Origin of the sequence: Staphylococcus sp. FSL W8-0305, from assembly GCF_037966415.1 — a bacterium.
GTDB lineage: Bacteria > Bacillota > Bacilli > Staphylococcales > Staphylococcaceae > Staphylococcus > Staphylococcus aureus.
Genome location: NZ_CP150198.1, coordinates 593,431 through 617,128, shown reverse-complemented (window position 1 = coordinate 617,128; position 23,698 = coordinate 593,431). Strand labels below are relative to the sequence as shown.

The window sequence follows — 23,698 nt, the reverse complement described above, 5'->3', positions numbered from 1 at the left end:
TCTTTAAAAGTTTAGTTCTACAGCATTATATATTGCTTGTTGTTCACGTTCATCTTCCAATTTATCAATAATTGTACGTTTAATTGCACGTTCAACTGGCATTACAGTGATTAAATCACACAAGTCTAATAATGCACGTATACTAGCGGCTTCTTCAGAAATTTGTCCCTGCTTAGACATAGTACGTAAATCTTCGTTAAACTTAATAATTTGTTCGATTTGTTTATCATCTTGTAATAAACTTTGCTCTTTAATTACATTTTTTAAAATGTCCCCGTCAATATAGTCAACGTGAATAACAACAAAGCGATTTTTTAGTGCTTCATTCATTGGCAATGTACCAACATAACCTTCATTTATCGCTGCAATAACGTTAAATCCTGGTACAGCTTTGATTACTTCACCAGTGTATGGATTCGTAATTTGACGACGATAATCTAAGACCCCATTTAATACAGGTAATGTTTCAGGTTTAGCCATATTTATTTCATCAATATATAAAATATGCCCCTCTTTCATAGCTTTAATAACTGGACCATCTACAAAGACAATTTCTTGTTGTCCTTCCGCATTTGTTTTAATTGTTTTAAAGCCTAATAAGCTTTCTGTATCTAAATCAACAGAACAGTTGACTTGATGCATGGGTGTATCAACAACTTCACTTAATGTTTCTGCCAACTTCGTTTTCCCTGAACCTGTTGGACCTTTAAGTAAAATATTTTTATTTAAATCGAATAATGCCTTCGCATCATTGAAAACTGTTGAATCTGAATTCTTATAATGTTTTAGTGCCATTTTAAAACGTTCTCCTTTAAATAAATTAAAAAACTAAGACATGGAATAAGTTCTCCAAATGCCTTAGTTTACTATTCTATTCTGATATAAAACGCAATGCTTAGTATGCGAATTGTTTATATTTTACCAAATTTACTAATTGAAAATCTCATATTAGGATTCATTTCAATAATTATGCGTTTAAACTTCTTTGAAATATGTTTTATAGTAACCGCCAACTAATCCTGAATTATCTATTATTTGATAATATTCTTCAGTTTCGTTGATAACATCATATTGTTTGCCTACAGTTAACATGTCAGAAACTGTAAATTTCTTTGCATCTGTATTAATGACTTCTACTTTCTTGATTGGCGTACGTTCTTTCCAAGTTTCATGTAACATAAATTTTGTCCTCACTATCGTAAAAAAATTATTTTTGTAAAGTGAATATAAACGATAATCCACTGTTTTCAGTAATTCTAATTGATTCAATATCATCTTGCTCAAGTGTTTGATATGGTATTTCCACTTCATCTAAGCGCGATTTCGCTTGATTAAAGAAATCTACATCTTTCGTTTCAAACTCAACTTGATCGACTGCGCCATATGCCGGCATTGTCATTTCGGTTTCTACAGGCATTAAATGTATTTCGCCACCTAGACCACCCGTTCCAATTTTGAATACTTGGACATGATAGTCAGCATTGTCGAAGGGTTGGTATTCTGCAAATACTTCAAGTCCGAATATATTTGTTAAAATTTGACCTGTAATATCTACATGATTCACTTTAAGAATCACTGGCCCTAAACCTTGCACTTGATGTAACGGATTGACCGCACTTTCGAAAGAAGGCATACCTAAACCAACGCCATAATTATTCTCGTTTGAATATATTGAGAAAATATGACCATTGTTATCTTCGAGACTGAAATATTTATTGCCATTTAATTCTTTAACTGTTGTAAATGGAATATCCTTACTCGATAATATTTCCGCATACTCCTCTAGACCTGAGTCAGTTGGTGTACGTAATCCAATACCCACAAAGTGAGATTCTTCTAATTGCTCACTTGGAACTTGTATAAATTGAAGTCTTGTTCCTGGGCTTATATCTGCATCGCCGAAACGAATTGAGTTTTCAAGAAGTTCTTCACAATTTAATCCTAATATGTCAACCATGAAATGTTTTGTCTGTTCTATATTTGTTGTACCTAATGTTATACTTCTAAGTCCACACATTATAGCCACCTCTATCTTTATCTTTACTATTATATTATAACTTATTTTAATCATAAATTATAGAATATCGGTCAGTTGATTTTGATTATAGATTAATATGTGAAAAATGTATTTCTTTAAAAGAACTATTTCATTTAAATAGCTAACATAATATTGTTATGGTTGCTATTGAGTATGTCATTAATGAGTATCTGTATATAGCGATTGGATATTGGGATATTTCGTTTTTCTGTAGTACATGAAAAACATATATATGTCGTGTCCATAAAGTGAATGTACATCTTGTTCAGATGATTTTAAATTAACTAAAGGCGCTTATAGAATTCATAAATTTCATCGCTTGTTATTATCTAAAATGATTTCATTAGCATATTGAAACACGCTATTCTAGCTATATTTCTATCGTGAGTCTATTTCATATAGAAATGATATATTTTTTAAGTAGTCAAAATTAAACTCACATTTTAATACGAAGCATTGTAAAAATAAAGTACAGCAGTAAGATATTTCGACTAGAAAATAAACTTACTGCTGTTTGTTATTGATTTGATCCCGTTTTTAGGAATAGTAAACTATTTTGTGTTGTGGATTAAGATTCTAATAATAAGTCTTCTGGGTTTTCAATTAATTCTTTAATTGTTTTTAAGAATCCAACTGCTTCTTTACCGTCAATAATTCTATGATCATAGCTTAATGCAATATACATCATTGGACGATTTTCGATTGTATCTTGATCAATCGCAATTGGTCTTGTAATAATTGAATGCATGCCTAAGATTGCAGCTTGATTACCATTGATAATTGGCGTACTCATCATTGATCCAAAAATACCGCCATTTGTAATCGTAAATGAACCATTAACCATATCATCTAAGCCAAGTTTTTTCTCTCGTGCTTTAACAGCTAAATTAGCAATTTCTGCTTCGATTTCTGCAAAATTCTTTTTATCACAATCTCTTACGAATGGTACTAATAGTCCATCATCTGTCGAAACAGCTACACCAATATCATAATATTGTTTCGTAATCATGTCGTCGCCGTCGATTTCTGCATTAACTTCTGGATACTTTTTCAAAGCTGCTACAGAAGCTTTAGTAAAGAATGACATAAATCCTAATTTAGTACCATCATGATCTTTCATAAATTGTTCTTTCTTACGTTTACGCAATTCCATAACATTTGTCATGTCAACTTCGTTAAATGTTGTTAGCATAGCTGTATTATTAGATACCTCTAATAATTTTTTAGCAGCTGTTTTCTTTCTGCGTGACATTTTTTCACGAATCACTGGTTTTGTAGGATATTGATTGTATTTTTTCTCTTCTTTTGCAGGTGCTTGTTGTGTTGTTTGTGTTGATGCAGGTGCCTGTTGTTTCTTATCAATATCTTCTTTACGAACAACATCATTTGTTTTCGGACTTACTTCAGCAAGATTCACACCATTTTCACGAGCATATCGACGCGCAGAAGGTGTAGCATTAACACGCTGCTGATTGTCATCATTTGTTTGATTGACTTCAGCTTTATCTGCCGATTTATTTGTTGTTTCTTCTTTTTTATTATTTGTTGTTTCATCATTTTGTTGTGGAGTATTGTCGTTACTATTTTCTTTAGAAGCATTGCCACTACCTTCGCCGATGACAGCAATTGCTTGTCCAACTTCTACAGTGTCGCCTTCACTTGCAAGTTGTTCAGATAATACACCTGCTTCTTCAGATACAACTTCGACATTAACTTTATCAGTTTCTAATTCAAGAATAGCTTCACCTTTTTCTACGCTATCCCCTAGGTTTTTCAACCATTCTGCAATGGTACCTTCTGTAATAGATTCTGCTAATTCTGGAACTTTAACCTCTGGCATGACTTATTTCCCCCTAGTTATTTTTTAATGCATTTTCTATAATTTTATTTTGAACAAGTTTATGAATTTCTCCATCGCCTTCAGCTGGAGCAGCCCTTTGAATTCTGCCATGATAACTTAAATCATATTTATCTGCAACTAGTACTTTAACATATGGATAAACATATAACCATGCACCTTGATTTTTAGGTTCTTCTTGTACCCATGACACTTCTTCAAGGTTTGGTAATTGTGCTAGCAATGCTTCAATCTCTTCCTCTGGGAATGGATACAATCTTTCAATCGCAACGAGTAATACTGATTCGTCTGGATTTTTAGCTAATGCTTCTTTTAAATCAATGAACATTTTGCCAGTTGCCAAAATAACTTTTGTAACTTTATCCGCTTGATATGATTCTGTCAAAATTGGCTCAAATCCACCAGAAGTAAATTCATCAATTGGTTTTGCAACTGTTTTATTTCTCAGTAAGCTTTTTGGTGACATAACAACCAATGGTCGCATTTGTTCAGAATCTAAACTAGCTGCTTGTGCACGCAATAAGTGGAAATAATTACTTGAACTAGATAAGTTGACAACTGTGCAATTATTTTCAGCAGCTAATTGTAAAAATCTCTCTAATCTTGCTGATGAATGTTCAGGCCCTTGACCCTCATATGCATGAGGTAAGAATAATGTTAATCCTGAACGTTCTCCCCATTTTGAGCGAGAACTGAATAAGAAGTTGTCAAAAATCATTTGTGACATATTTGCAAAATCACCATATTGCGCTTCCCAAATATTGAAGCTTTTTTTGTTTTCCACATTATAGCCGTATTCAAAACCAACTACTGCTGCTTCTGAAAGCGGAGAATTGTGTATATCAAATGTCGCTTTTTGATCAGGAACATGATGTAAAGGTGTATATGTTTCACCTGTTTGCTCATCATGTAACACGGCATGCCTATGACTGAATGTACCACGTTCACTATCTTGACCAGTTAAGCGAATCGGTGTACCATCTTGTAAGATTGTCGCAAATGCAAGTTGTTCTGCTTGTGCCCAATCAACTAAACCATCTTCTTTATTAAACGGCTCATGACGCTTCTCAAGAACTTTGTTTAACTTTTTCAAAATGTTAAAGCCATCCGGATATGTTAACAATGCATCATTTATTTCTTTCAAGTGATCAAACGTAAATGATTGTTCGTCTGCTTGTAACGGCAATGCAAGTTCTGCAGGTTTTTCCATATCTGGATTATCCATTTTATCAGCTTTATTAATTTTATCATGTGCTTGTCTTAGTTCCTTTTGGACTTGTTCTATAAATGAATGCATTTCATCTTCTGAAATGATACCTTCATTAACAAGCTTTTTACCAAACACATATTCAACAGAGTCATGTTTGCGAATATTCTGATAAGGAACTGGATTAGTAATTGATGGTTCATCCATTTCGTTATGTCCGAAACGACGATAACCTACTAAATCAATAACGACGTCTTTATGAAACTCTTTTCTAAATTCCATTGCAATATCAATTGCTTCAATAGTAGCTTCAACGTCATCTGCATTGACATGGAATATTGGCACATCATAACCTTTAGCCACATCTGTAGAATAAGTTGTTGAACGTGCATCAATTGGTTCTGTGGTAAATCCAATTCTATTGTTAGTAATAATATGCAATGAACCACCCGTAGAATAGCCTTTCAAGTTTCCTAAGTTCATTGTTTCGAAGTTAATACCTTGACCAGGATAAGCAGCATCGCCGTGTATAATAATTGGCATTGCTTTATGATGATCAGTCGTCGGAGCCCCAGCACGCTGCGTATCATCTTGTGCTGCTCTCGTACGCCCTTCAACAACAGGTGCAACAATTTCCAAGTGACTTGGATTGTTAGCCAGTGCAATACGCTGCATTGTACCGTATGAATCAGTAGTTTTAATGCCACCAAGGTGATATTTCACATCACCAGTCCATCCAGCAGTTAACTGCAAGCTACCATCTTCAGGTAAGAATTTCATTGGATCTGTATGCATAAATTCTGAAATCATCATTTCGTACGGTTTTTCTAAGACATGCGTTAAAACGTTTAAACGTCCACGGTGAGCCATGCCTATTTGTATATTTTTAATACCTTCTTTCGCAGCAATCGTAATAGTACGTTGTAACATCGGTACAAGTGCGTCTACCCCTTCAATTGAAAAACGCTTTGCACCAACGAAGTTTTTATGAAGATATTTTTCAAACCCTTCAACATACGCTAATTGTTTAAATAGTGCCCTTTTTTCGTTATTATTTAACGTTACTTTATATGGCGTTTCAATTCTTCTTTTTAACCAACCACGTTCGGTATTGTTATTAATATGTGTATACTCAAATGCAATTGGTCCTTTGTAACGTTTTTCCATTCTTAAAATTGCTTCATAAGCATTATCATAAATGTCGGCAAAGTGATCTGAAACAATTCCTGCTGATATACCTTCCAAAGTCTGTTGATCTAAATCAAAGTCTTCAATCTCTAATTTAGGTACATGTTTCCTTTTCGGAGGATTTACAGGATAAATATCGGCTTTAAGATGCCCGTATTGGCGAATATTATCAATCAAACGCATGACACGCTTAATTGTGCCGTCGCTATTTTGACTACTTGTACTTTTTAAAGCTGGTACAATTGAGTCATCATTCTTAATTGTGCTGAATAAGACTTGTAAATCTTCTGGTACAGATGATGGATCTTGTAAAAAGTCATCATATAGATCTAACATTAGACCTAAATTCGCACCGAAGTTTACAGGAGCCTCTGAAACTTCTTTTCTTTCGTTAGTCATTTTACACCCTCCACAAAAATGTTGAAACGCTTACAATGTAATAATATCACTATTTAGTTATTTGTTAAAGTAGATTTACCTATTTATCTACTAAAAAGAAGAATCAACAAAAGCGTTGATTCTTCTAGGTTTATAGATGTATTTTATTGTAAATTTTGGGAGGTGAATTCCACAGAAATGATAAAGAACCCCTGATTATTTGTTTTATAGTCGTTCTTGGGAGTGGGACAGAAATGATATTTTCGCAAAATTTATTTCGTCGTCCCACCCCAACTTGCATTGTCTGTAGAAATTGGGAATCCAATTTCTCTTTGTTGGGGCCCCTGACTAGAATTGAAAAAAGCTTGTTACAAGCGCATTTTCGTTCAGTCAACTACAGCCAATATAACTTCGTAAAGCATAGAACATTGATTTATGTCCCAGCCTCACTTAAAAAATTGATTCTATGACTTTGATTGACGTCTTAAACATGATTAAAATATGATTTTAAACGTTGTTCCTTTGTTAATCTCACTTTTAATTTTAATCGATCCACCGTTTAATTGAATGATTTTTTGCGCAATAGATAATCCGAGTCCATTACCACCTTGACTTCTTGAACGAGATTTATCCACTCGATAAAAGCGATCAAAAATGAAATCTTGATCTTCCTCTGGAATACCAATTCCATGATCTGTAATTTCAATTATTTTTTGCTTATTTTTTAACCTTGTCTTAACTTTAATTTTCTTATTCTTCACATCATATTTAATTGCATTATCAATAAAGATTAAAAATAATTGTTCAAATTGATGAGGTTTCATTTTAATTTCTAGATTTTTAGATGTCAGATCCGTATCAAATTGATAATCAGGATGCAATTGTTTTAATGAGTGTATTCGCGAGCGAATTTCATCATTAATATGCACGGTCTGCGCTTCAGAAGAAATGTCATTTACATCTCCTTTAGTCAATTCAAGTAATTCTTCGACTAATTTTATGATACGATTCATTTCTTCAATAGAAATATTTAACGATTCTTCTAATACTGCTGGGTCTTTTTTTCCCCATCGCTGAATCAAATTTAAATGACCTTGAATAATTTGTAATGGTGTTCGTAATTCATGTGATGCATCTTCAACAAATTGTCTTTGTTGATTAAATGATTCTTCAATTTGGCTCATCATCTCATTAAACGTATTTGCTAAATTATCTATTTCTTCATAATTTGTATTTAATTGCAATTTATTTTGAAAACCATCTCGTCGGATCTCAATCATTTTATTTGATAAACTGACAAGCGGTTTAGTAATTTGAGTTGAAAATACATAACTAATTGTGGCAGTTATAATTGTTGCAATCACTCCAAATGCGAGCGCAATAATATACAATGATTTTACGATGTTATCATAATTTTCTAGTGAATGAATTAACAAACTATACCCTTTGAAATCTTGCGTTGTGATTGGTTCTTTAATAATTAAATAATCAATGCCTTTATAACGTTTTTTTATTACGCGGTCAAAATACCGGTGTTCATAACCAGGTTCAACTCTCACTGTGTTATCATTCGATGTCTCAAATAATTTATTATTATGCTCATCATAAATAATAATCTCTTGAAAATTACCTAAAGATGCATTCAAGTCTAATGCAGATATATCTTTAACAGGCTTAGAATGAAATAAATTATTAATATCGCTTGAGCTTCTTTCTGCATCATCAAGCTCACTATTATGCAGTGTATCTTTCAAGAAAAAGATAATAATTAAACAAAACAAAAATATCGTGACAAACGTAATCATCGTGGTAACAATAATCCAGTTATTGCGCAATTTACGTTTTGTCATCGTATCACATACCCAACGCCACGAACTGTTTCAATCATTTTGTCACGATCGTATGGTTTTAATTTGTTTCGTAAATATCTTATATAAACATCTACGACATTTGTTTCTACTTCACTATTATAACCCCATACATGATTTAAAATTTGTTCCCGTTGCATAACATGGTTTTTATTTTCAGCTAGAAGATATAGTAAATCATACTCCGTTTTTGTTAATTCAATTTCTGCGCCATTTACCGTCACTTTAAAAGCATTCTTATCAATTGTAATACCGTTGACATCGATAATATCTTTTTGTGGCTGACGACGTAAAATCGCACGAATTCTTGCTAAAAGTTCTTCAATATCAAATGGCTTAACTATATAATCGTCTGCACCGTAATCAAGCCCAGCAACTTTGTCATACGTATCACTTTTCGCTGTAATTATAATGATAGGTGTAGATTGTTGTTGTCTAATTTTGCGACAAATTTCTAAGCCATTAATTGACGGCAACATTAAATCTAATATGATTAAATCATAGTAATGGCTAAGCGCTTTATCTAAACCGTCTTGTCCATCATACTCTGTGTCCACATTGTAATTTTCATGTGTGAGTTCCAATTCAAGAAATCTTGCTAAGTTTTGTTCATCTTCTACTATTAAAATTTGCGTCATTTGTACACCTCATATTACGACTTTTTCTAATAAGGTAATATATTTTAAATTTTGTATTTTTCTATACAATAGTTGCTTTTTAAATTAGTTTGTTTACGTTTAAATTTTATCACAAATCAATAACCATGTTTTAAATTTTTCAAGCTACAATCATTAATTATTTATTAACTCAAATATTTAATAATCAGTTAATGGAATTCTGTTAATTCTGATTGCAGTACTTAAATATAGAATACTGTAACACAAGGTCTTACCGCAATATCAATTGTTGTCGTATACTGACTTTTATTAATGTAAAATGAATAGTTATTATCTTTATTTTCACAAAATGACCGTAGTTTAAACATTTATCACACATCATTTCAATGTGCCTGTTTGAACTTGCAAGTAACATTTCTTAATGTATGAATTCAAAAGAAGTATGTAACAATATAATTTTTAAGCCTCATCACTTTTAAATATTCTAATTCTACTGAGAAATACAAATTTTTTTATTTTCTAAAATAGCGTAATCATGCGTTTTATTTACTATTCTTAAAAAATATTCAAAAAAAGTTTTAGTTTCTAATTGACAATGATTCTCACTAATGTATAATAGTAGTTGAAAATGATTATCAATACCACATAGAACATCCCCCCACAACGTTTCGTTCTTGTTGGATTGGTCATTTTCAAATATTCCCCTTTTATATGCCCGTAAAAGACAATATACGTTATAACAACGTTTTATAAAAGCAGTAAACCCTTACGACACTTTAGGTTTACTGCTTTTGTTTTTTTACTATTTAATTGATTAATTTATTTCTAAGTAATAACGTTGATAAAATAATGCAAAATACGCCACCAATAATGCCGGCAATAATATCTGTTGGATAATGTACACCTAGATATACACGTGATATGGAAATCAATAAAATCATAGCTGCACATAACCCTATAAGAATACCTTTTGAATTACCTTGATTTAATCGATTTAATAAATAGATACTACTTCCAAAATATGCAGTTGATCCCATAGCATGACCGCTAGGAAAACTAAATCCTGTTATATCAATTAAACGCAGCAATGTAGGTCTTTCTCTATCGAATATATTTTTTAATGCTGGATTCAAAATTCCAGATAATGCCATTGTTAATGCAAAAAATAATGCTTCAATTTTGTGGCGCTTTAACATGAGATATGCCACAAGAAGTAATGAAATACATAACATTGCCCAGACTTCACCTACTTTAGTAGCCCCAAGCATGATAGATGTCGTAATAAAGCTCTCTGATGAATATATAAATTCATAAACTTCATTATCAATCCATTTCCCTAGTCTTGATTCGTGGAAAAACGCGATAATTCCAAAAACCAATGTAAAAACGATGAGCAAAGAGATACGTTTCCATTGACTCATAAAGCATTACCCCCCATTAATTCAATGCGTCTTTAATCATCTTATCAAATAAAGCTTCTTTCGTATAACTTTGTTCATACGATTTCATATTATTGATAATTCGAGTTCTTTCCTGTTCCATTTTATTTAGCTCTTGTAATAAAATTTGTGCTGTCAATTGTTCTTCATCAATCGTTTTAGCATAACCTTTATCAGCAAAATGATTTGCATTGTCAATTTGGTCGCCTCGGGATTGATCTAAACCTAATGGTACTAATAACATTGGTATACGTAATGTTAAGAACTCATATATCGCATTTGACCCTGCTCTACTTATTACTGTGTCCGTAATTGCTAATAAATCTGTTAAATCCTCTTTAACAAATTCATATTGTATATATCCTGATTTTTTAACTTGAGCATCTTTTAATCCTTTACCAGTTAAATGTATCACTTGATATTGTTGTAATAATGCATCTAAGTTTTCGCGAATAATGCTATTTAATTTTTTACTTCCTAAGCTTCCACCCATAACGAGTAACACTTTTTTATTTTCATTAAAGCCTGTTAATTGATAACCATTATGTGCATTACCATTTTTTAAATCTTCTCGAATTGTTGCTCCAATAAAATCAGCTTTCTCTTTAGGTAGGTAGTTTAGCGTTTCTTCAAATGTTGTATATATTTTCTTGGCAAATTTAAGTGCTATCTTATTCGCTAATCCTGGTGTTAAGTCAGATTCATGAATAATAGTTGGTATATTTAATGATTTGGCTGCAATAACAACTGGCACAGATACAAATCCACCTTTTGAAAATAATAGATCAGGTTTTTCTTTTTTCAAAACTTTACGAGCATCAAGAATACCTTTTAATACTTTAAATACATCTTTGGCATTTTCTAAAGAAATATATCTTCTTAATTTACCACTCGAAATAGGATAATACTTAATTTCTGGTAGTTGTGATTCAATCATTTCTCTTTCAATACCATTTTTAGAACCAATATAAAGCACTTCATAACCTTGTGATAATGCAGTTGGAATTAAACTTAAATTTACTGATACGTGTCCAACTGTTCCCCCTCCGGTAAATGCGATTTTCGTCATTAATATTACCTCTATTCTTTTAAATTTTTATAATACGCATAAAATGCTTCACCTTTATCATATGGCGGATATTCCATTAATTGTTCACCGACCTTATGAAATCCAAATTTGGCAAATAAACCTTGTGCAGGTTTGTTTAACGCAAAGGTGTCCGTTAAAATAACTTCTGCACCACGTGCTTTAACTAAATCAATAACATAATTGAATAATTCTGTAGCAGCTCCTTTATATTCTTTCGAACCAGTTAATCGATGAATAACAAAAGCGCCTTCTCTATTTACTGGCCAGTCAATGTCATCATACCATTCTGCTTGGTCTTGGTCGACAACAATAAAGCCATAAATTTTGTCATTTTCCTCTAATACGTACAAATAATCTTTAGCAATATCTTCTTCAAAATGTTCTAAAAGAGGGTACTGATCGTCCCATTGCTCGTTGTCGTGTTCTTTCATTAATTCTTTTGCTTCTTCTACTAGATTTAAGATTTGATCTAAATCTGACATTTTACCTAGACGGATCATGTACGTCACTCCTTATATCGTTATGTTAAACATGTTTTTCAGTACATGTTAATCTTACACACTATTAGCATGCTTTAAACCTTTATTATGAATGAAAAATAGTAATTATCACACTATGGGATAAAAATAACCAATAAAAGTATCATATACCAATTAATTGATTGTTAAAACTAGTGAATAATACTATTTAAAAAGTATATGCTCATAGTATATTAAAGCATGAATTGTTAACAGCGATGATAGAAATTGTGTTATTTACATCATTTGTAAATGTCTAATTTATATCTTTTAGAGTTAGACGTCAATAAAAATAAATACGCCTCCTAAATTGCTATCTTTGCAAATTTAGGAAGCGTGTCATTAACATAATAATAATAAAATTTTAGTAGTGTGTATCGCTTTATTTTAAAATATTAATCAATTTATCGAGAACATCATCATGTTTATTAGCTTTTTCAACTAATAACTCAGTAAATTTATTATTCGTTTCTTTATTAAATTCACCAGTTACCTCGAGTTTATTCGCTTGTTGGAAAGCTTTAACTAGATTTTCTAAAGCTTGATCAAATTGCGTTGATTCATTATCAACTTTATAACCTAAAGCTGATAAACCAATTTTAATAGTTTTAATATTTTTATCATCGTCTCCAACTTTAAATGTTTTCGTATTAGGAATGACATTTAAAGATTGATATTTAGGTGTGTCAATAGTAACGTCTGGTTTAATGCCTTTACCGTGAATATAATGACCATCTGGCGTTAACCATTTCATTTCAGTATATTTTAACAACGAACCATCTTTAAACTCTCTTGTAGTTTGTACGACACCTTTACCGAATGTTTTTGACCCATAAACTTTAGCTTTATTATAGTCCTTTAGCGCACCAGTAAACACTTCAGAAGCACTAGCTGAACCTTCATTCACTAAGATGGATATATCCATGTCTTTCGCTTCTTTTAACGCATCATTAGAAGTTTGAATTGCTTCAGTATCTTTACCTTTTTCTAGTTTAACAACAGTTTTTCCTTTATCGATAAAAATATTTGCCATTTTAACAGCTTCATCTAGTAGTCCACCTGGATTATTTCTTAAATCTAAAACAATCTTTTTCAAACCATCTTTGTGAGCTTTAAGAACTGCATCTTTCAATTCACCTGATGTATCATTCTGGAATTTATTAATAGTAATAACTCCAACCTTACCTTTTTTCTTATACTCAACGCTTTTAACATGAATTTTTTCACGTTTAATCTTAACGTCTTTTTCTTCACTGCCTCTTTGAACAGTTAAAGTTACTTCAGTGTTTTCTTTACCGCGAACGTCTTTGACAACTTCGTCTAATGCTTTTCCTTTAATTGATTTTCCATTTACTTTAGTAATGACATCTTTAGGACGAATGCCAGCACGTTCTGCTGGAGAACCCTTCATAGGGCTAGTAACCATAATTTGATCATTTTTCTTTTGCATTTCTGCACCAATACCTACAAAATCACCTGAAACACCTTCATTAAAGGATTTAGTTTGTTCTTTTGTTAAATATTCAGAATAAGGATCTTTTAATTCTTTGACCATGCCATCAATTGCAGCTTTACTCAACTTGTCAGAGTTCTGTTTTTTATAATAATCACTATTTAAGATTTTATACACATTTTCAATTTTATTTAAGTTTGCTTGATCAGTTTTGTTTAAACCACTTATTTTTTGATTTATAAAAATATATGCAACAACTGTGATGACAGCTGTTATTATGATTGTACCAATTAAAATTGATATGAATTGCCAACGTTTTAAGTGAACGCGTTTCGATGAATTAGTTTGTTGGTCTTGATTGCTTGTTGCATTTTCAGCGCGTTCATCATCGGATGAAGTTGTGTGTTGCTTATCATCCATTGTATCACTTCCTTATTATGTACTTTTAAATTCTGTGTAGTTAATCATATCAATTTATGCAAGATAGCGCACCATATTTCACTATAATTGATTAATTTTTAGTCACAACTTAGTTTATTTTAAATGACGGATTGTAATATTAAGTGCAACACCTATAAAAATTCATAAAAAATGCCCATAATTGGCACTTTGTTGTAAGATGTTAATAACCACAAAAACACATACAAGGAGTGCCAACATGAGCTATAACCATCTTACACTAACTGAACGCGCACGTATAGAGGTTTTACGTCAAGAAAATTATTCTTTAAGATCTATTGCACGTAAATTAAAACGATCTGTATCTACTATCTCACGTGAAATTAGTAGGAATAATTTAAATCAGTCATATCAAGCTGAAACAGCTCAAAAAAATTATGAAACCAAAAGAAAACTTTGTGGTCGTCCTACTCGATTTACTCCAGAACTTGGTAATATCATTAAATATTATTTAAAATGCCACTGGTCTCCTGAACAAATCGTAGGTCGTCTATTACAAAACCAAATCTGTTTTAAAACCATCTATCGATGGATTAACTCTAATATGATTAATTTCGAACTTATTTCATGCCTTCGTCAAAAAGGAAAAAGACAGAAACCTAAAGAAACTAGAGGTAAGTTTAATATTGGCCGTCCTATTTCACAACGTCCTAAGGAAATAAAGAAACGTAATACATTCGGTCATTGGGAAGCTGACACAATTGTATCCAGCAGAGGCAAAAGTAAAGGGTGCATTGCTACTTTCGCAGAAAGAAAATCACGTTATTATTATTGTGTACTTATGCCTGATCGTTCCTCTAATTCTATGGAGACGGCAATTAATAACCTTATCAAACATCTACCTAAAGGTGCCGTTAAAACTATTACTGTCGATAGAGGGAAAGAGTTCTCTTGTTATCAAAATATTGAAAACCAATTTAATATTAATGTCTACTTCGCTGATCCATATTCCGCATGGCAAAGAGGTACAAATGAAAATACCAATGGTTTACTAAGAGAATTTTTCCCTAAGAAAACAGACTTAGCTAAAGTAAATCAAGAGCAACTTAACTATGCATTAGACTCAATTAATTATCGACCAAGAAAGTGTTTAAATTGGAAGTTTCCTTATGAAGTTTTATGTGATGAACTGTTGCACTTAAATTGACAAATCAACAAATTAAAACCAGGATAACAACTTGCATCACCCTGGTTCTAACTATTATTATTAAAAATTATATTAAAATTTTAGCCATTCCGTATATTCTTCATATAGATCATCAAATACAGACATTGGCAATGTGAAATCACCATGTGTCTCAATATAATCAGACAGTATGTTAAAATCATCATCGTGTTTTGGGAAAGCAAGATCGTCAAATATCTCTTCTGCTAGACGACCTTTATCGTCGTGTCGACCACGCACTGTCATGACAAATTGATAAAACGAATAGTTTTTCATTAGTTCATTGTCACATCAATCACTTTAGTTTCACCTTTAATCACAGCATTTTCATCATAAATATTAATAGAAGCCGCTTGATCAGTGTTAGTAATTATAATTGGTGAAATAACAGATTTAGCATTATTATTAATATATTCAAGGTTGAATCTTACTAATGGATCTCCGACGTTAACTTCATCACCACTAGACACTAACACTTCAAATCCTTCACCGTCTAATTGAACTGTGTCTAAACCGATATGAACTAATAATTCTAAGCCGTTATCTGCTTTTAAACCAATTGCATGCTTAGTTGGAAAGACATTGTCAACACGTCCTGCAATTGGAGACACAACTTCTCCTTCAGTTGGATTAATACCAAACCCTTCGCCCATCATTTTTTGTGCGAATACAGGATCTGGAATATCTTCAATTTTCACGTATTCTCCAGTTAATGGTGCATAAATTGCGATATCTTTCTGAACTTCTTTGCCTTTTCCGAATAATTTTTTAAACATACTTTCCACTCCTACTTATCAAAATGTGATATTAAATCGCCATAACCCAATTCTTCTAATTTTTCATATGGAATAAATTGAATTGCAGCGGAATTGATACAGTATCTTAAGCCGCCACTTTCTTTAGGTCCATCATTAAAGACGTGTCCTAAATGACTATTTGATTCTTCTGAACGCACTTCAGTTCTTACCATACCAAATGATTTGTCGACTAATTCTATAATTTCATCGTCATCAAGCGCTTTGGAAAAGCTAGGCCATCCGCACTCAGAATGAAACTTTTCTTCAGATGTAAATAAAGGTTTACCAGAAATCTTATCTACATAAATCCCTTTAGCAAAATGATTCCAATATTCATTCATAAATGGTGGTTCAGTGCCATTTTCTTGTGTAACAATATATTCTATATCTGTTAGTTCACTTTTATCTTTTTTAAGCATTTTGATTCCCCCAATGTGATTCTATAAACGCTTTTCTACCTGAACCACGTTGATATTGGTAATAATGTACCGGGTTCTTTTTATAATAATCTTGATGGTAGTCTTCAGCTGGATAGAAATTTTTATATGGTTTAATAGGTGTAATCACTGGTTTCTTGAAAATACCTTGTTCATTTAATTGTTGCTTTTTAAACTCAGCAGCCTTTTTCTGATGCTTATCATGATAGAAAATGACTGGTTGATAGCTTTCGCCTCTATCGAAAAATTGCCCTTGATCATCGGTTGGGTCAAATGTTTTGAAATATATGTCTAATATATTTTCAAAGGAAGTAACCTCTGGATCAAACGTAATTTGTACTGCTTCGACATGGCCGGTTTGATTCGTACATACCTGTTCATAAGTTGGGTTATCAGCATGACCGCCACTATAACCAGATACGACTGACTTGATGCCTGGATATGATGTAAATGGTTTAACCATGCACCAGAAACATCCTCCTGCTAATGTTGCATATTCTTTTGTCATATGAATTACCTCCTCTATCTATCTAATTATAAATTTAGTCTATAAAGGATTGAAATGGAAGTAATTAACACTGAAAAGATTAAATTTACTTCTTAAGGACTACGAGGCCAATCGCACCTTGACCAGTATGTGCAGAAATAACTGGTGTAGTTACATTTATATCGTAATTATCCACATGAAAAGCTTCATTAAAAACTTTCTTCAATTTATCAACATATTCAATGACGTTAGCATGTGCGACACCAACGGATTTGATTTCATGATCTCCTATAAATTCAGCAATTTCCTTTTTCAAGTATTGGATACTAGAATTTTGAGTTCTCGCATTGTGCACAAGCTCTAAGCGACCATCATCTAGTGTACCAATTGGTTTAATTTTCATAAGATTACCAATCAAACCTTTTGTTTTACTAATTCTGCCACCTTTAATTAATTGATTCAATTGCCCTATAACTACAAATAATTTAATGTTTTCTCTTAAATGATTTAACTTTTTAACTATTTCAGAAGTTGAGACACCTTCTTTTACAAGCTCTACTAGGTGTTGTATTTGATACCCTAAACCAAAAGAAATAGATTTTGAATCAATAACAGTTACATTAGCATCTACCATTTGACTTGCTTGGTAAGCAGTGTTAAATGTACCACTTAGTCCTGAAGAAAGATGAATACTTATGATTTCAGAACCATCTTTTCCTAGTTCTTCATAAGCAGATATAAATTCACCTATGGCTGGCTGACTTGTCTTTACATCTTCATCATTTTCAATATGATTAATAAATTCTTCTGATGTAATATCTACTTGGTCAACGTATGAAGCTCCTTCAATAGTTAAACTTAAAGGAATTACATGTATGTTGTTTGCTTCTAAATATTCTTTAGATAAATCGGATGTTGAGTCTGTTACTATAATCTGTTTTGTCATGGTCGTTTTCCCCCTTATTTTTTACGAATTAAATGTAGAAAGGTATGTGGAATTGTATTTTTCTCATCTAGTTTACCTTCAACTGAAGAGGCAACTTCCCAGTCTTCAAATGTATAAGGTGGAAAGAACGTATCACCACGAAATTTACCTTCAATAACAGTAATATACATGTCGTCCACTTTATCAATCATTTCTTCAAATAATGTTTGCCCTCCAAATATAAAAACATGGCCCGGTAGTTGGTAAATATCTTCAATAGAATGAATTACATCAACGCCCTCTACGTTGAAACTTGTATCTGAAGTAAGTACAACATTTCGACGATTCGGTAGTGGTTTACCAATCGATTCAAATGTCTTACGACCCATTACTAAAGTATGACCTGTTGATAATTTTTTAACATGCTTCAAATCATTTGGTAGGTGCCAAGGTAATTGATTTTCAAAACCAATTACTCGTTGCAAGTCATGTGCAACTAGAATGGATAAAGTCATGATTATCCTCCTTCTTCTATCATTTCATTTTTAATTACTAAGTTATCTTTAATTTAACACAATTTTTATCATAAAGTGTGATAGAAATAATGATTTTGCATAATTTATGAAAACGTTTAACACAAAAAAGTACTTTTTTGCACTTGAAAATACTTTGATGTCATTTTGATGTCTATATGGTTAGCTAACTATGCAACGACTACACTGCTATTGGAGCTTTTATTGCTGGATGTGATTCATAGTCAACAATTTCCAAATCTTCATAATTTATGTCAAAAATAGACTTATCACTGTTAATTTTTAATGTTGGAGGATTGAAGCTTTCACGTGCTAATTGTGTTTGAATCGCATCAATATGATTTGAATAAATATGTGCATCTCCAAATGTATGCACAAATTCTCCTACTTCAAGTCCACATTCTTTGGCAATAAGGTGCGTCAATAAAGCGTAGCTTGCGATATTAAATGGCACACCTAAAAAGATATCTGCGCTACGTTGGTATAACTGGCAACTTAACTTACCATCTTGAACATAAAACTGGAACATTGTATGACAAGGCGGAAGTGCCATTGTATCAATTTCTGTTGGATTCCATGCAGATACGATGTGTCGTCTTGAATCTGGATTATGCTTAATTTGCTCAATTACTGTTTTAAGTTGATCAAAATGATTACCATCTTTATCAACCCAATCTCGCCACTGTTTACCATAAACATTTCCTAAATCACCGAATTGCTTCGCAAATGTATCATCTTCAAGAATACGTTGCTTAAATTGTTTCATTTGTTCTTTATATTGTTCGTTAAATTCAGGATCACTCAATGCACGATGCCCGAAATCTGTCATATCTGGACCTTTATACTCGTCTGATTTGATATAATTTTCAAAAGCCCATTCGTTCCAAATATTATTATTATACTTTAATAAGTATTGGATATTTGTATCTCCTTTAATGAACCATAATAATTCGGTCGCTACTAATTTAAAAGAAACTTTCTTTGTCGTTAATAGTGGAAATCCTTTAGATAAGTCAAAGCGAAGTTGATGACCAAATTTCGAAATCGTACCTGTATTTGTGCGATCATTTCGTGTATTTCCTATTTCTAAAACTTCTTCACAAAGACTGTGATATGCTGCATCAAATGAATTCAACATATGCGATAACACCTCATTTTTATTATTTATAGTATGTATATTTAGTTCGATATAATTTAACTTTATGTAGCATTTTGTTATCACTCATTTTAGGAATATGATATTAATATCATGAATTCCGTTACTTTATTTATAAAATGATGATTAAGTACCTGCCACATCATAACGTGATCTATGTTTCCAATTGCTAATTGTTTACCCAAATCTATAACTTTAATGCTAAAAAATTTTAAAAAAGAGGTTAACACATGATTTGAATATTATGTTTGATGTCCTATTAAAACAGTTAAATTTCTAGAAAATATAGTTGGTAAGAACGTTCTTTATATAACAAATGGAATACAACTATATTCTCTATTTTCAATGACAGACACCATTTTTAATATTATAAAATGTGTTAACCTTTATATTTATTTATGTGTACTATTTACAATTTTCGTCAAAGGCATCCTTTAAGTCCATTGCAATGTCATTAATATCTCTACCTTCGATAAATTCTCTAGGCATAAAATAAACTAAATCTCGACCTTTGAATAAAGCATACGAAGGACTAGATGGTACCTGCTGAATGAATTCTCGCATTGTAGCAGTTGCTTCTTTATCTTGCCCAGCAAAAACTGTAACTGTATTTGTAGGTCTATGTTCATTTTGTGTTGCAACAGCTACTGCAGCTGGTCTTGCTAATCCAGCTGCACAGCCGCATGTAGAGTTAATAACTACAAAAGTAGTGTCATCAGCATTTACTTGGTTCATATACTCTGATACTTCCTCGCTCGTTTCTAAACTTGTAAAACCATTTTGAGTTAATTCGCCACGCATTTGTTGCGCAATTTCTTTCATATAAGCATCATATGCATTCATATTTAATTCCTCCAATTAAATTGTTCTGTTCGTCATTTGTTTCCATACTGAACCAAGTGCTTCATCTCCGTTTTCAATACGAGATATGGCCATTTCAATTTGTAATTTAACTTCAAACGCATTGTCATTAATATGGGCTTTAAGTGCGGGAAGCTGCTCTGCATTACCTTCATCAAAGATAAACATAGCAGCACGCCACCTAACGATTTTCTGTGGATCATCTAATAGTAGCACCTTTTCTGGTAGTGCCTCTGGATACCCTAAATCGCTTATGCAATCCCCTGCAGTTCTTCTTACAGCAGGACTTTTATCACGAAGCCCCTTATATAAATACGGTAAAATTTCTTTACTTTCAATCATACCTAATAGTACAATCGCTTGACGTCTAACCGGTACTTTTTCATCAGATAAAGCTAAATCAAGCAGCGGTATATCTTCAAAAGTCGGCTTTGGAAAATGATTTAACATTCTTAATCGAGTCTTCCAATTATCAGTCGCATGATATTCATCCAAAGAGACATGTCGATAGAAATGATAATTATTAGTTGCGTGATTTTCTTCTAAAGCATGTTTTACCAATACAGGTAACTGTGATTCTGGATAGGTAGCTAGTACTTCTTCTAGGACACCATCCATTACTTCTTCAATATTTCCATAGCGATTTCCTAAATCTAGCCATTTACGCATAAAAACAATATTGTCATGTTTTGTTTGCGCTTGAGTCATATGATCAACATATGTTTGTGGTAATTGTTCTCTTAATTCTTGGTCAGCAGAAGTTAGCTTAATTTGATACGGTATACCCTTAAAAGTTAATAGTTCAGCTTTAATTTCACCAAAATGATTGTCAATTTGTGGGTCTTTTCCAGATTCCAACACCTGACTTTCACCTGAAAAAGCAGCTTTAATATCAGGTAGTATGTCTTCCCAATCAGCTTTTGGTGCCTTATCAACAGCTAAGAAGTTCATGACATGAAAAATGGAAGTGATACCATCTATAGATAACAACTGATTTATAAATCTTGGTTGATTTTCTTCTACTTTTTTATAAGTATTAGATAACTTGTCTTCTCTTGTATATGACAAAACAACTTTCATTGTATTTGGACTAGGTGTTGGCTCTATACGTAAAATTTCCATATACTTTATTCCCCCCGAATACTAGTTGATGAAAAATTTATTCGAATACAGCCTCTACTTTTGGCAATACTGTTTCCCAATTTGCGTCATTTTCTTTATCTACTGAAATAAAGTCCATAACATGGAAAATTGATTTAACGCCTTCAACCTTTAAGATGTCATTAATAAATGCTGGCTGTGAATCATCAACTTTAGTATACGTATCTGATGTCATACCTTCTCTGCTTTCACTAAGTGTAATCTTCATTGTGTTGTGGTTCGGTGTTTCTGATATAGATATAATTTGCATTTGACTTCCTCCTATTGAAGTTCATTTCCTAATTGTTTTATTTCTTTCCCTATTGAACACTCATTGATACAAAAATGATGCGCCTTCGTTTTCCCCTCTAATTTACGCAGACGAGTTTTGATTGGACATTGATTGCAATAAGTATTCATTAAATCATCTATTTTCGCGAGTGCATTTTGCTCTGAATAAGTTAAAATACGCGACACTTCCTTTATTACTTCAAAATATTGCAACCTTGTAAATAAGTGTTACTGTTTTAAATTTGACATAAAAATATTATAACATTTTTGACCCTAAGATTTGAATGAAACCTTTTACAATTCTATACGTAAAATGTATTTATATTCAAATGCTATTGCATCGCAAACGATTTTTCAGTAAAATGAGTAAGTTATTTATTGAGCGGTTTCTAAACACCCGTATGATCAAAATTTAGGAGGACATTTTAATATGTATAATGAAATTTTAGGACTAGTTACGTTTATTGCAACGTTCGTGCTTATGGTACTTATGTATCGCTTTTTTGGTAAACAAGGTTTAATTGCATGGGTTGCAATTGGCACAATCATTGCCAACATACAAGTGATTAAAACTGTAGAAATCTTTGGTATTTCAGCAACTTTAGGTAATGTCATGTTTGCTTCTATTTATTTAGCAACAGATATATTAAACGATATTTATGGGCGTAGAGTTGCAAAAAGAGCAGTTTGGTTAGGCTTTTCATCAACATTAATTATGATTATTGTTATGCAATTGTCATTACATTTTATTCCTGCACCAGAAGATATGGCACAAAAAGCATTACACGCAATCTTTGATGTTGTGCCACGTATAGCTTTAGGCTCAATTGTCGCATATATTATTGGTCAACATATTGATGTATTTATCTTTTCACTAATTAAAAAAGTATTTAGTTCTGATAAAACGTTTTTCATCCGTGCATACGGTAGTACATTTTTAAGCTCAATAATTGATACAGCTATATTTGTAGCTATCGCATTTATCGGAAGTTTACCTGGTACAGTTGTATTTGAAATATTTATTACAACGTACGTACTAAAATTAGCTTCAACAGTTTTCAATGTACCATTTGGATATATTGCTAAATCATTTTATCGTAAAGGTAAGATTGATAAATTAGATCAAGGCTATTAAAGCACTTACTACATAAAAGAATAAGTTTTAAGGCTGATATTTGAGAAAATTTTATCAAGATGATTTTTTTAGGAAGTATATTACAGTACTACGTATTAGAAAATCATCTTTGACTCAGCGAGTATTTTAAACACGTGTTACTTATTTAAGTGATGCGTGTTTTTTTATGGATTACCCAACGTATTTTGTATTACAGTAATAGTAACTTTAACTAAGTATTGAATAGAAAGTAGGTTTATTATGGCGAAAATAAATTTTGATGCTGCGACGAAAGGAAATCCAGGCATAAGTACTTGTGCCATTGTAATCAAAGAAGATGAGCAGCATTATACATATACACATGAGTTAGGTGAAATGGATAATCACACAGCAGAATGGGCAGCATGTATTTATGCACTAGAACATGCACGTGAATTAAATGTTAGTAATGCGTTGTTGTACACTGACTCTAAGTTAATTGCGGATAGTGTTAACGCTGGTTATGTAAAAAATGCCAAATTCAAACCTTATTTTGATCAATTGGAAATATTTGAACAAGATTTTGATTTATTATTTGTTAAATGGATTCCGAGAGAACAAAACAAAGAAGCGAATCAACATGCACAGCAAGCATTGTACAAATTTATTAAAAAGAACAAATAAAAGGAGCACCGACTGA

At 32.1% G+C, this 23,698-nt stretch carries 25 protein-coding genes and 2 pseudogenes; 3 read left to right on the top strand and 24 right to left on the bottom strand.

Annotated features, from left to right (window positions below; genetic code table 11):
* Positions 1–3: 3 nt before the first annotated feature.
* From NST10_RS03130 to NST10_RS03070, 13 genes and pseudogenes are all read right to left on the bottom strand, one after another.
* Positions 4–795: an AAA family ATPase gene (locus NST10_RS03130; protein WP_001185421.1), complete on the bottom strand. Its 792-nt coding sequence runs from the start codon at positions 793–795 to the stop codon at positions 4–6.
* 180 nt (positions 796–975) lie between these two features.
* Complete coding sequence (locus NST10_RS03125) at positions 976–1,179, bottom strand: DUF6501 family protein (RefSeq protein WP_000902175.1); 204 nt, start codon at positions 1,177–1,179, stop codon at positions 976–978.
* Between the two features lie 28 nt (positions 1,180–1,207).
* Positions 1,208–2,017 carry a hypothetical protein gene (locus NST10_RS03120; protein WP_000334506.1) on the bottom strand — a complete coding sequence of 270 codons (810 nt, stop codon included), beginning with the start codon at positions 2,015–2,017 and terminating at the stop codon, positions 1,208–1,210.
* 589 nt (positions 2,018–2,606) lie between these two features.
* Positions 2,607–3,878, bottom strand: a complete 1,272-nt coding sequence (gene sucB, locus NST10_RS03115) for a dihydrolipoyllysine-residue succinyltransferase (protein ID WP_001115431.1) — start codon at positions 3,876–3,878, stop codon at positions 2,607–2,609.
* Positions 3,879–3,891: 13 nt separating this feature from the next.
* Positions 3,892–6,690: a 2-oxoglutarate dehydrogenase E1 component gene (locus tag NST10_RS03110; RefSeq protein WP_000180659.1), complete on the bottom strand. Its 2,799-nt coding sequence runs from the start codon at positions 6,688–6,690 to the stop codon at positions 3,892–3,894.
* Positions 6,691–7,163: 473 nt separating this feature from the next.
* Positions 7,164–8,519 (bottom strand): sensor histidine kinase ArlS, encoded by a 1,356-nt coding sequence (gene arlS, locus NST10_RS03105; protein WP_000166793.1) that lies wholly within the window; start codon positions 8,517–8,519, stop codon positions 7,164–7,166.
* A complete protein-coding gene (gene arlR, locus NST10_RS03100) occupies positions 8,516–9,175 on the bottom strand; it encodes a response regulator transcription factor ArlR (protein WP_000192137.1) in 660 nt (219 codons plus the stop codon). The genes arlS and arlR overlap by 4 nt, the downstream gene beginning before the upstream one ends.
* A gap of 261 nt (positions 9,176–9,436) precedes the next feature.
* Positions 9,437–9,569 (bottom strand): annotated as a pseudogene (locus NST10_RS03095) (hypothetical protein).
* Positions 9,570–9,644: 75 nt separating this feature from the next.
* A pseudogene (locus NST10_RS03090) lies at positions 9,645–9,844 on the bottom strand (hypothetical protein).
* 116 nt (positions 9,845–9,960) lie between these two features.
* Positions 9,961–10,575: a phosphatase PAP2 family protein gene (locus NST10_RS03085; RefSeq protein WP_000084775.1), complete on the bottom strand. Its 615-nt coding sequence runs from the start codon at positions 10,573–10,575 to the stop codon at positions 9,961–9,963.
* Between the two features lie 16 nt (positions 10,576–10,591).
* A complete protein-coding gene (locus NST10_RS03080; RefSeq protein WP_000160914.1) occupies positions 10,592–11,662 on the bottom strand; it encodes an undecaprenyldiphospho-muramoylpentapeptide beta-N-acetylglucosaminyltransferase in 1,071 nt (356 codons plus the stop codon).
* Positions 11,663–11,673: 11 nt separating this feature from the next.
* On the bottom strand, positions 11,674–12,183 hold the full coding sequence (locus NST10_RS03075; protein WP_339211176.1) for a GNAT family N-acetyltransferase: 510 nt from the start codon (positions 12,181–12,183) through the stop codon (positions 11,674–11,676).
* A 400-nt stretch (positions 12,184–12,583) separates the two neighbouring features.
* Positions 12,584–14,074: a S41 family peptidase gene (locus NST10_RS03070; protein WP_000342154.1), complete on the bottom strand. Its 1,491-nt coding sequence runs from the start codon at positions 14,072–14,074 to the stop codon at positions 12,584–12,586.
* Positions 14,075–14,312: 238 nt separating this feature from the next.
* Between NST10_RS03070 and NST10_RS03065 the strand changes: the two genes are divergently transcribed.
* Positions 14,313–15,260 carry an IS30-like element ISSau1 family transposase gene (locus NST10_RS03065; RefSeq protein WP_000121211.1) on the top strand — a complete coding sequence of 316 codons (948 nt, stop codon included), beginning with the start codon at positions 14,313–14,315 and terminating at the stop codon, positions 15,258–15,260.
* Positions 15,261–15,332: 72 nt separating this feature from the next.
* Here NST10_RS03065 and NST10_RS03060 read toward each other — a convergent pair whose 3' ends face one another.
* The 11 genes from NST10_RS03060 to NST10_RS03010 form a co-directional block, all read right to left on the bottom strand.
* The gene (locus tag NST10_RS03060) at positions 15,333–15,554 is read right to left on the bottom strand and encodes a YozE family protein (protein WP_000801007.1); all 222 of its coding nucleotides are present in this window, start codon (positions 15,552–15,554) and stop codon (positions 15,333–15,335) included.
* Positions 15,554–16,054: a PTS glucose transporter subunit IIA gene (locus NST10_RS03055; protein WP_000473654.1), complete on the bottom strand. Its 501-nt coding sequence runs from the start codon at positions 16,052–16,054 to the stop codon at positions 15,554–15,556. Before NST10_RS03055 ends, NST10_RS03060 begins: the two co-directional genes overlap by 1 nt.
* 11 nt (positions 16,055–16,065) lie before the next feature.
* Positions 16,066–16,494 carry a peptide-methionine (R)-S-oxide reductase MsrB gene (msrB, locus tag NST10_RS03050; RefSeq protein ID WP_000913317.1) on the bottom strand — a complete coding sequence of 143 codons (429 nt, stop codon included), beginning with the start codon at positions 16,492–16,494 and terminating at the stop codon, positions 16,066–16,068.
* Positions 16,487–17,020 (bottom strand): peptide-methionine (S)-S-oxide reductase MsrA, encoded by a 534-nt coding sequence (msrA, locus tag NST10_RS03045; protein ID WP_000159899.1) that lies wholly within the window; start codon positions 17,018–17,020, stop codon positions 16,487–16,489. The genes msrB and msrA overlap by 8 nt, the downstream gene beginning before the upstream one ends.
* A gap of 85 nt (positions 17,021–17,105) precedes the next feature.
* Positions 17,106–17,945: a fatty acid kinase binding subunit FakB2 gene (fakB2, locus tag NST10_RS03040; protein WP_000166055.1), complete on the bottom strand. Its 840-nt coding sequence runs from the start codon at positions 17,943–17,945 to the stop codon at positions 17,106–17,108.
* A 14-nt stretch (positions 17,946–17,959) separates the two neighbouring features.
* Positions 17,960–18,439, bottom strand: a complete 480-nt coding sequence (locus NST10_RS03035; protein ID WP_000175746.1) for a dihydrofolate reductase — start codon at positions 18,437–18,439, stop codon at positions 17,960–17,962.
* A gap of 199 nt (positions 18,440–18,638) precedes the next feature.
* Complete coding sequence (locus tag NST10_RS03030; protein WP_000934885.1) at positions 18,639–19,595, bottom strand: thymidylate synthase; 957 nt, start codon at positions 19,593–19,595, stop codon at positions 18,639–18,641.
* Positions 19,596–20,018: 423 nt separating this feature from the next.
* Positions 20,019–20,456: a bacilliredoxin BrxA gene (gene brxA / locus NST10_RS03025; RefSeq protein ID WP_000995290.1), complete on the bottom strand. Its 438-nt coding sequence runs from the start codon at positions 20,454–20,456 to the stop codon at positions 20,019–20,021.
* Positions 20,457–20,471: 15 nt separating this feature from the next.
* Complete coding sequence (locus tag NST10_RS03020) at positions 20,472–21,596, bottom strand: virulence factor (protein WP_339211162.1); 1,125 nt, start codon at positions 21,594–21,596, stop codon at positions 20,472–20,474.
* A gap of 37 nt (positions 21,597–21,633) precedes the next feature.
* On the bottom strand, positions 21,634–21,885 hold the full coding sequence (locus NST10_RS03015) for a NifU N-terminal domain-containing protein (protein WP_001165814.1): 252 nt from the start codon (positions 21,883–21,885) through the stop codon (positions 21,634–21,636).
* A gap of 11 nt (positions 21,886–21,896) precedes the next feature.
* A complete protein-coding gene (locus NST10_RS03010; protein WP_001814377.1) occupies positions 21,897–22,091 on the bottom strand; it encodes a zinc-finger domain-containing protein in 195 nt (64 codons plus the stop codon).
* A gap of 244 nt (positions 22,092–22,335) precedes the next feature.
* Here NST10_RS03010 and NST10_RS03005 point away from each other — a divergent pair, with 244 nt between their 5' ends.
* Together NST10_RS03005 and NST10_RS03000 are read left to right on the top strand one after the other, a co-directional pair.
* Complete coding sequence (locus NST10_RS03005; protein WP_000282169.1) at positions 22,336–23,040, top strand: queuosine precursor transporter; 705 nt, start codon at positions 22,336–22,338, stop codon at positions 23,038–23,040.
* Between the two features lie 240 nt (positions 23,041–23,280).
* The gene (locus NST10_RS03000; protein WP_001062938.1) at positions 23,281–23,682 is read left to right on the top strand and encodes a ribonuclease HI family protein; all 402 of its coding nucleotides are present in this window, start codon (positions 23,281–23,283) and stop codon (positions 23,680–23,682) included.
* The last annotated feature ends 16 nt before the right edge of the window (positions 23,683–23,698 follow it).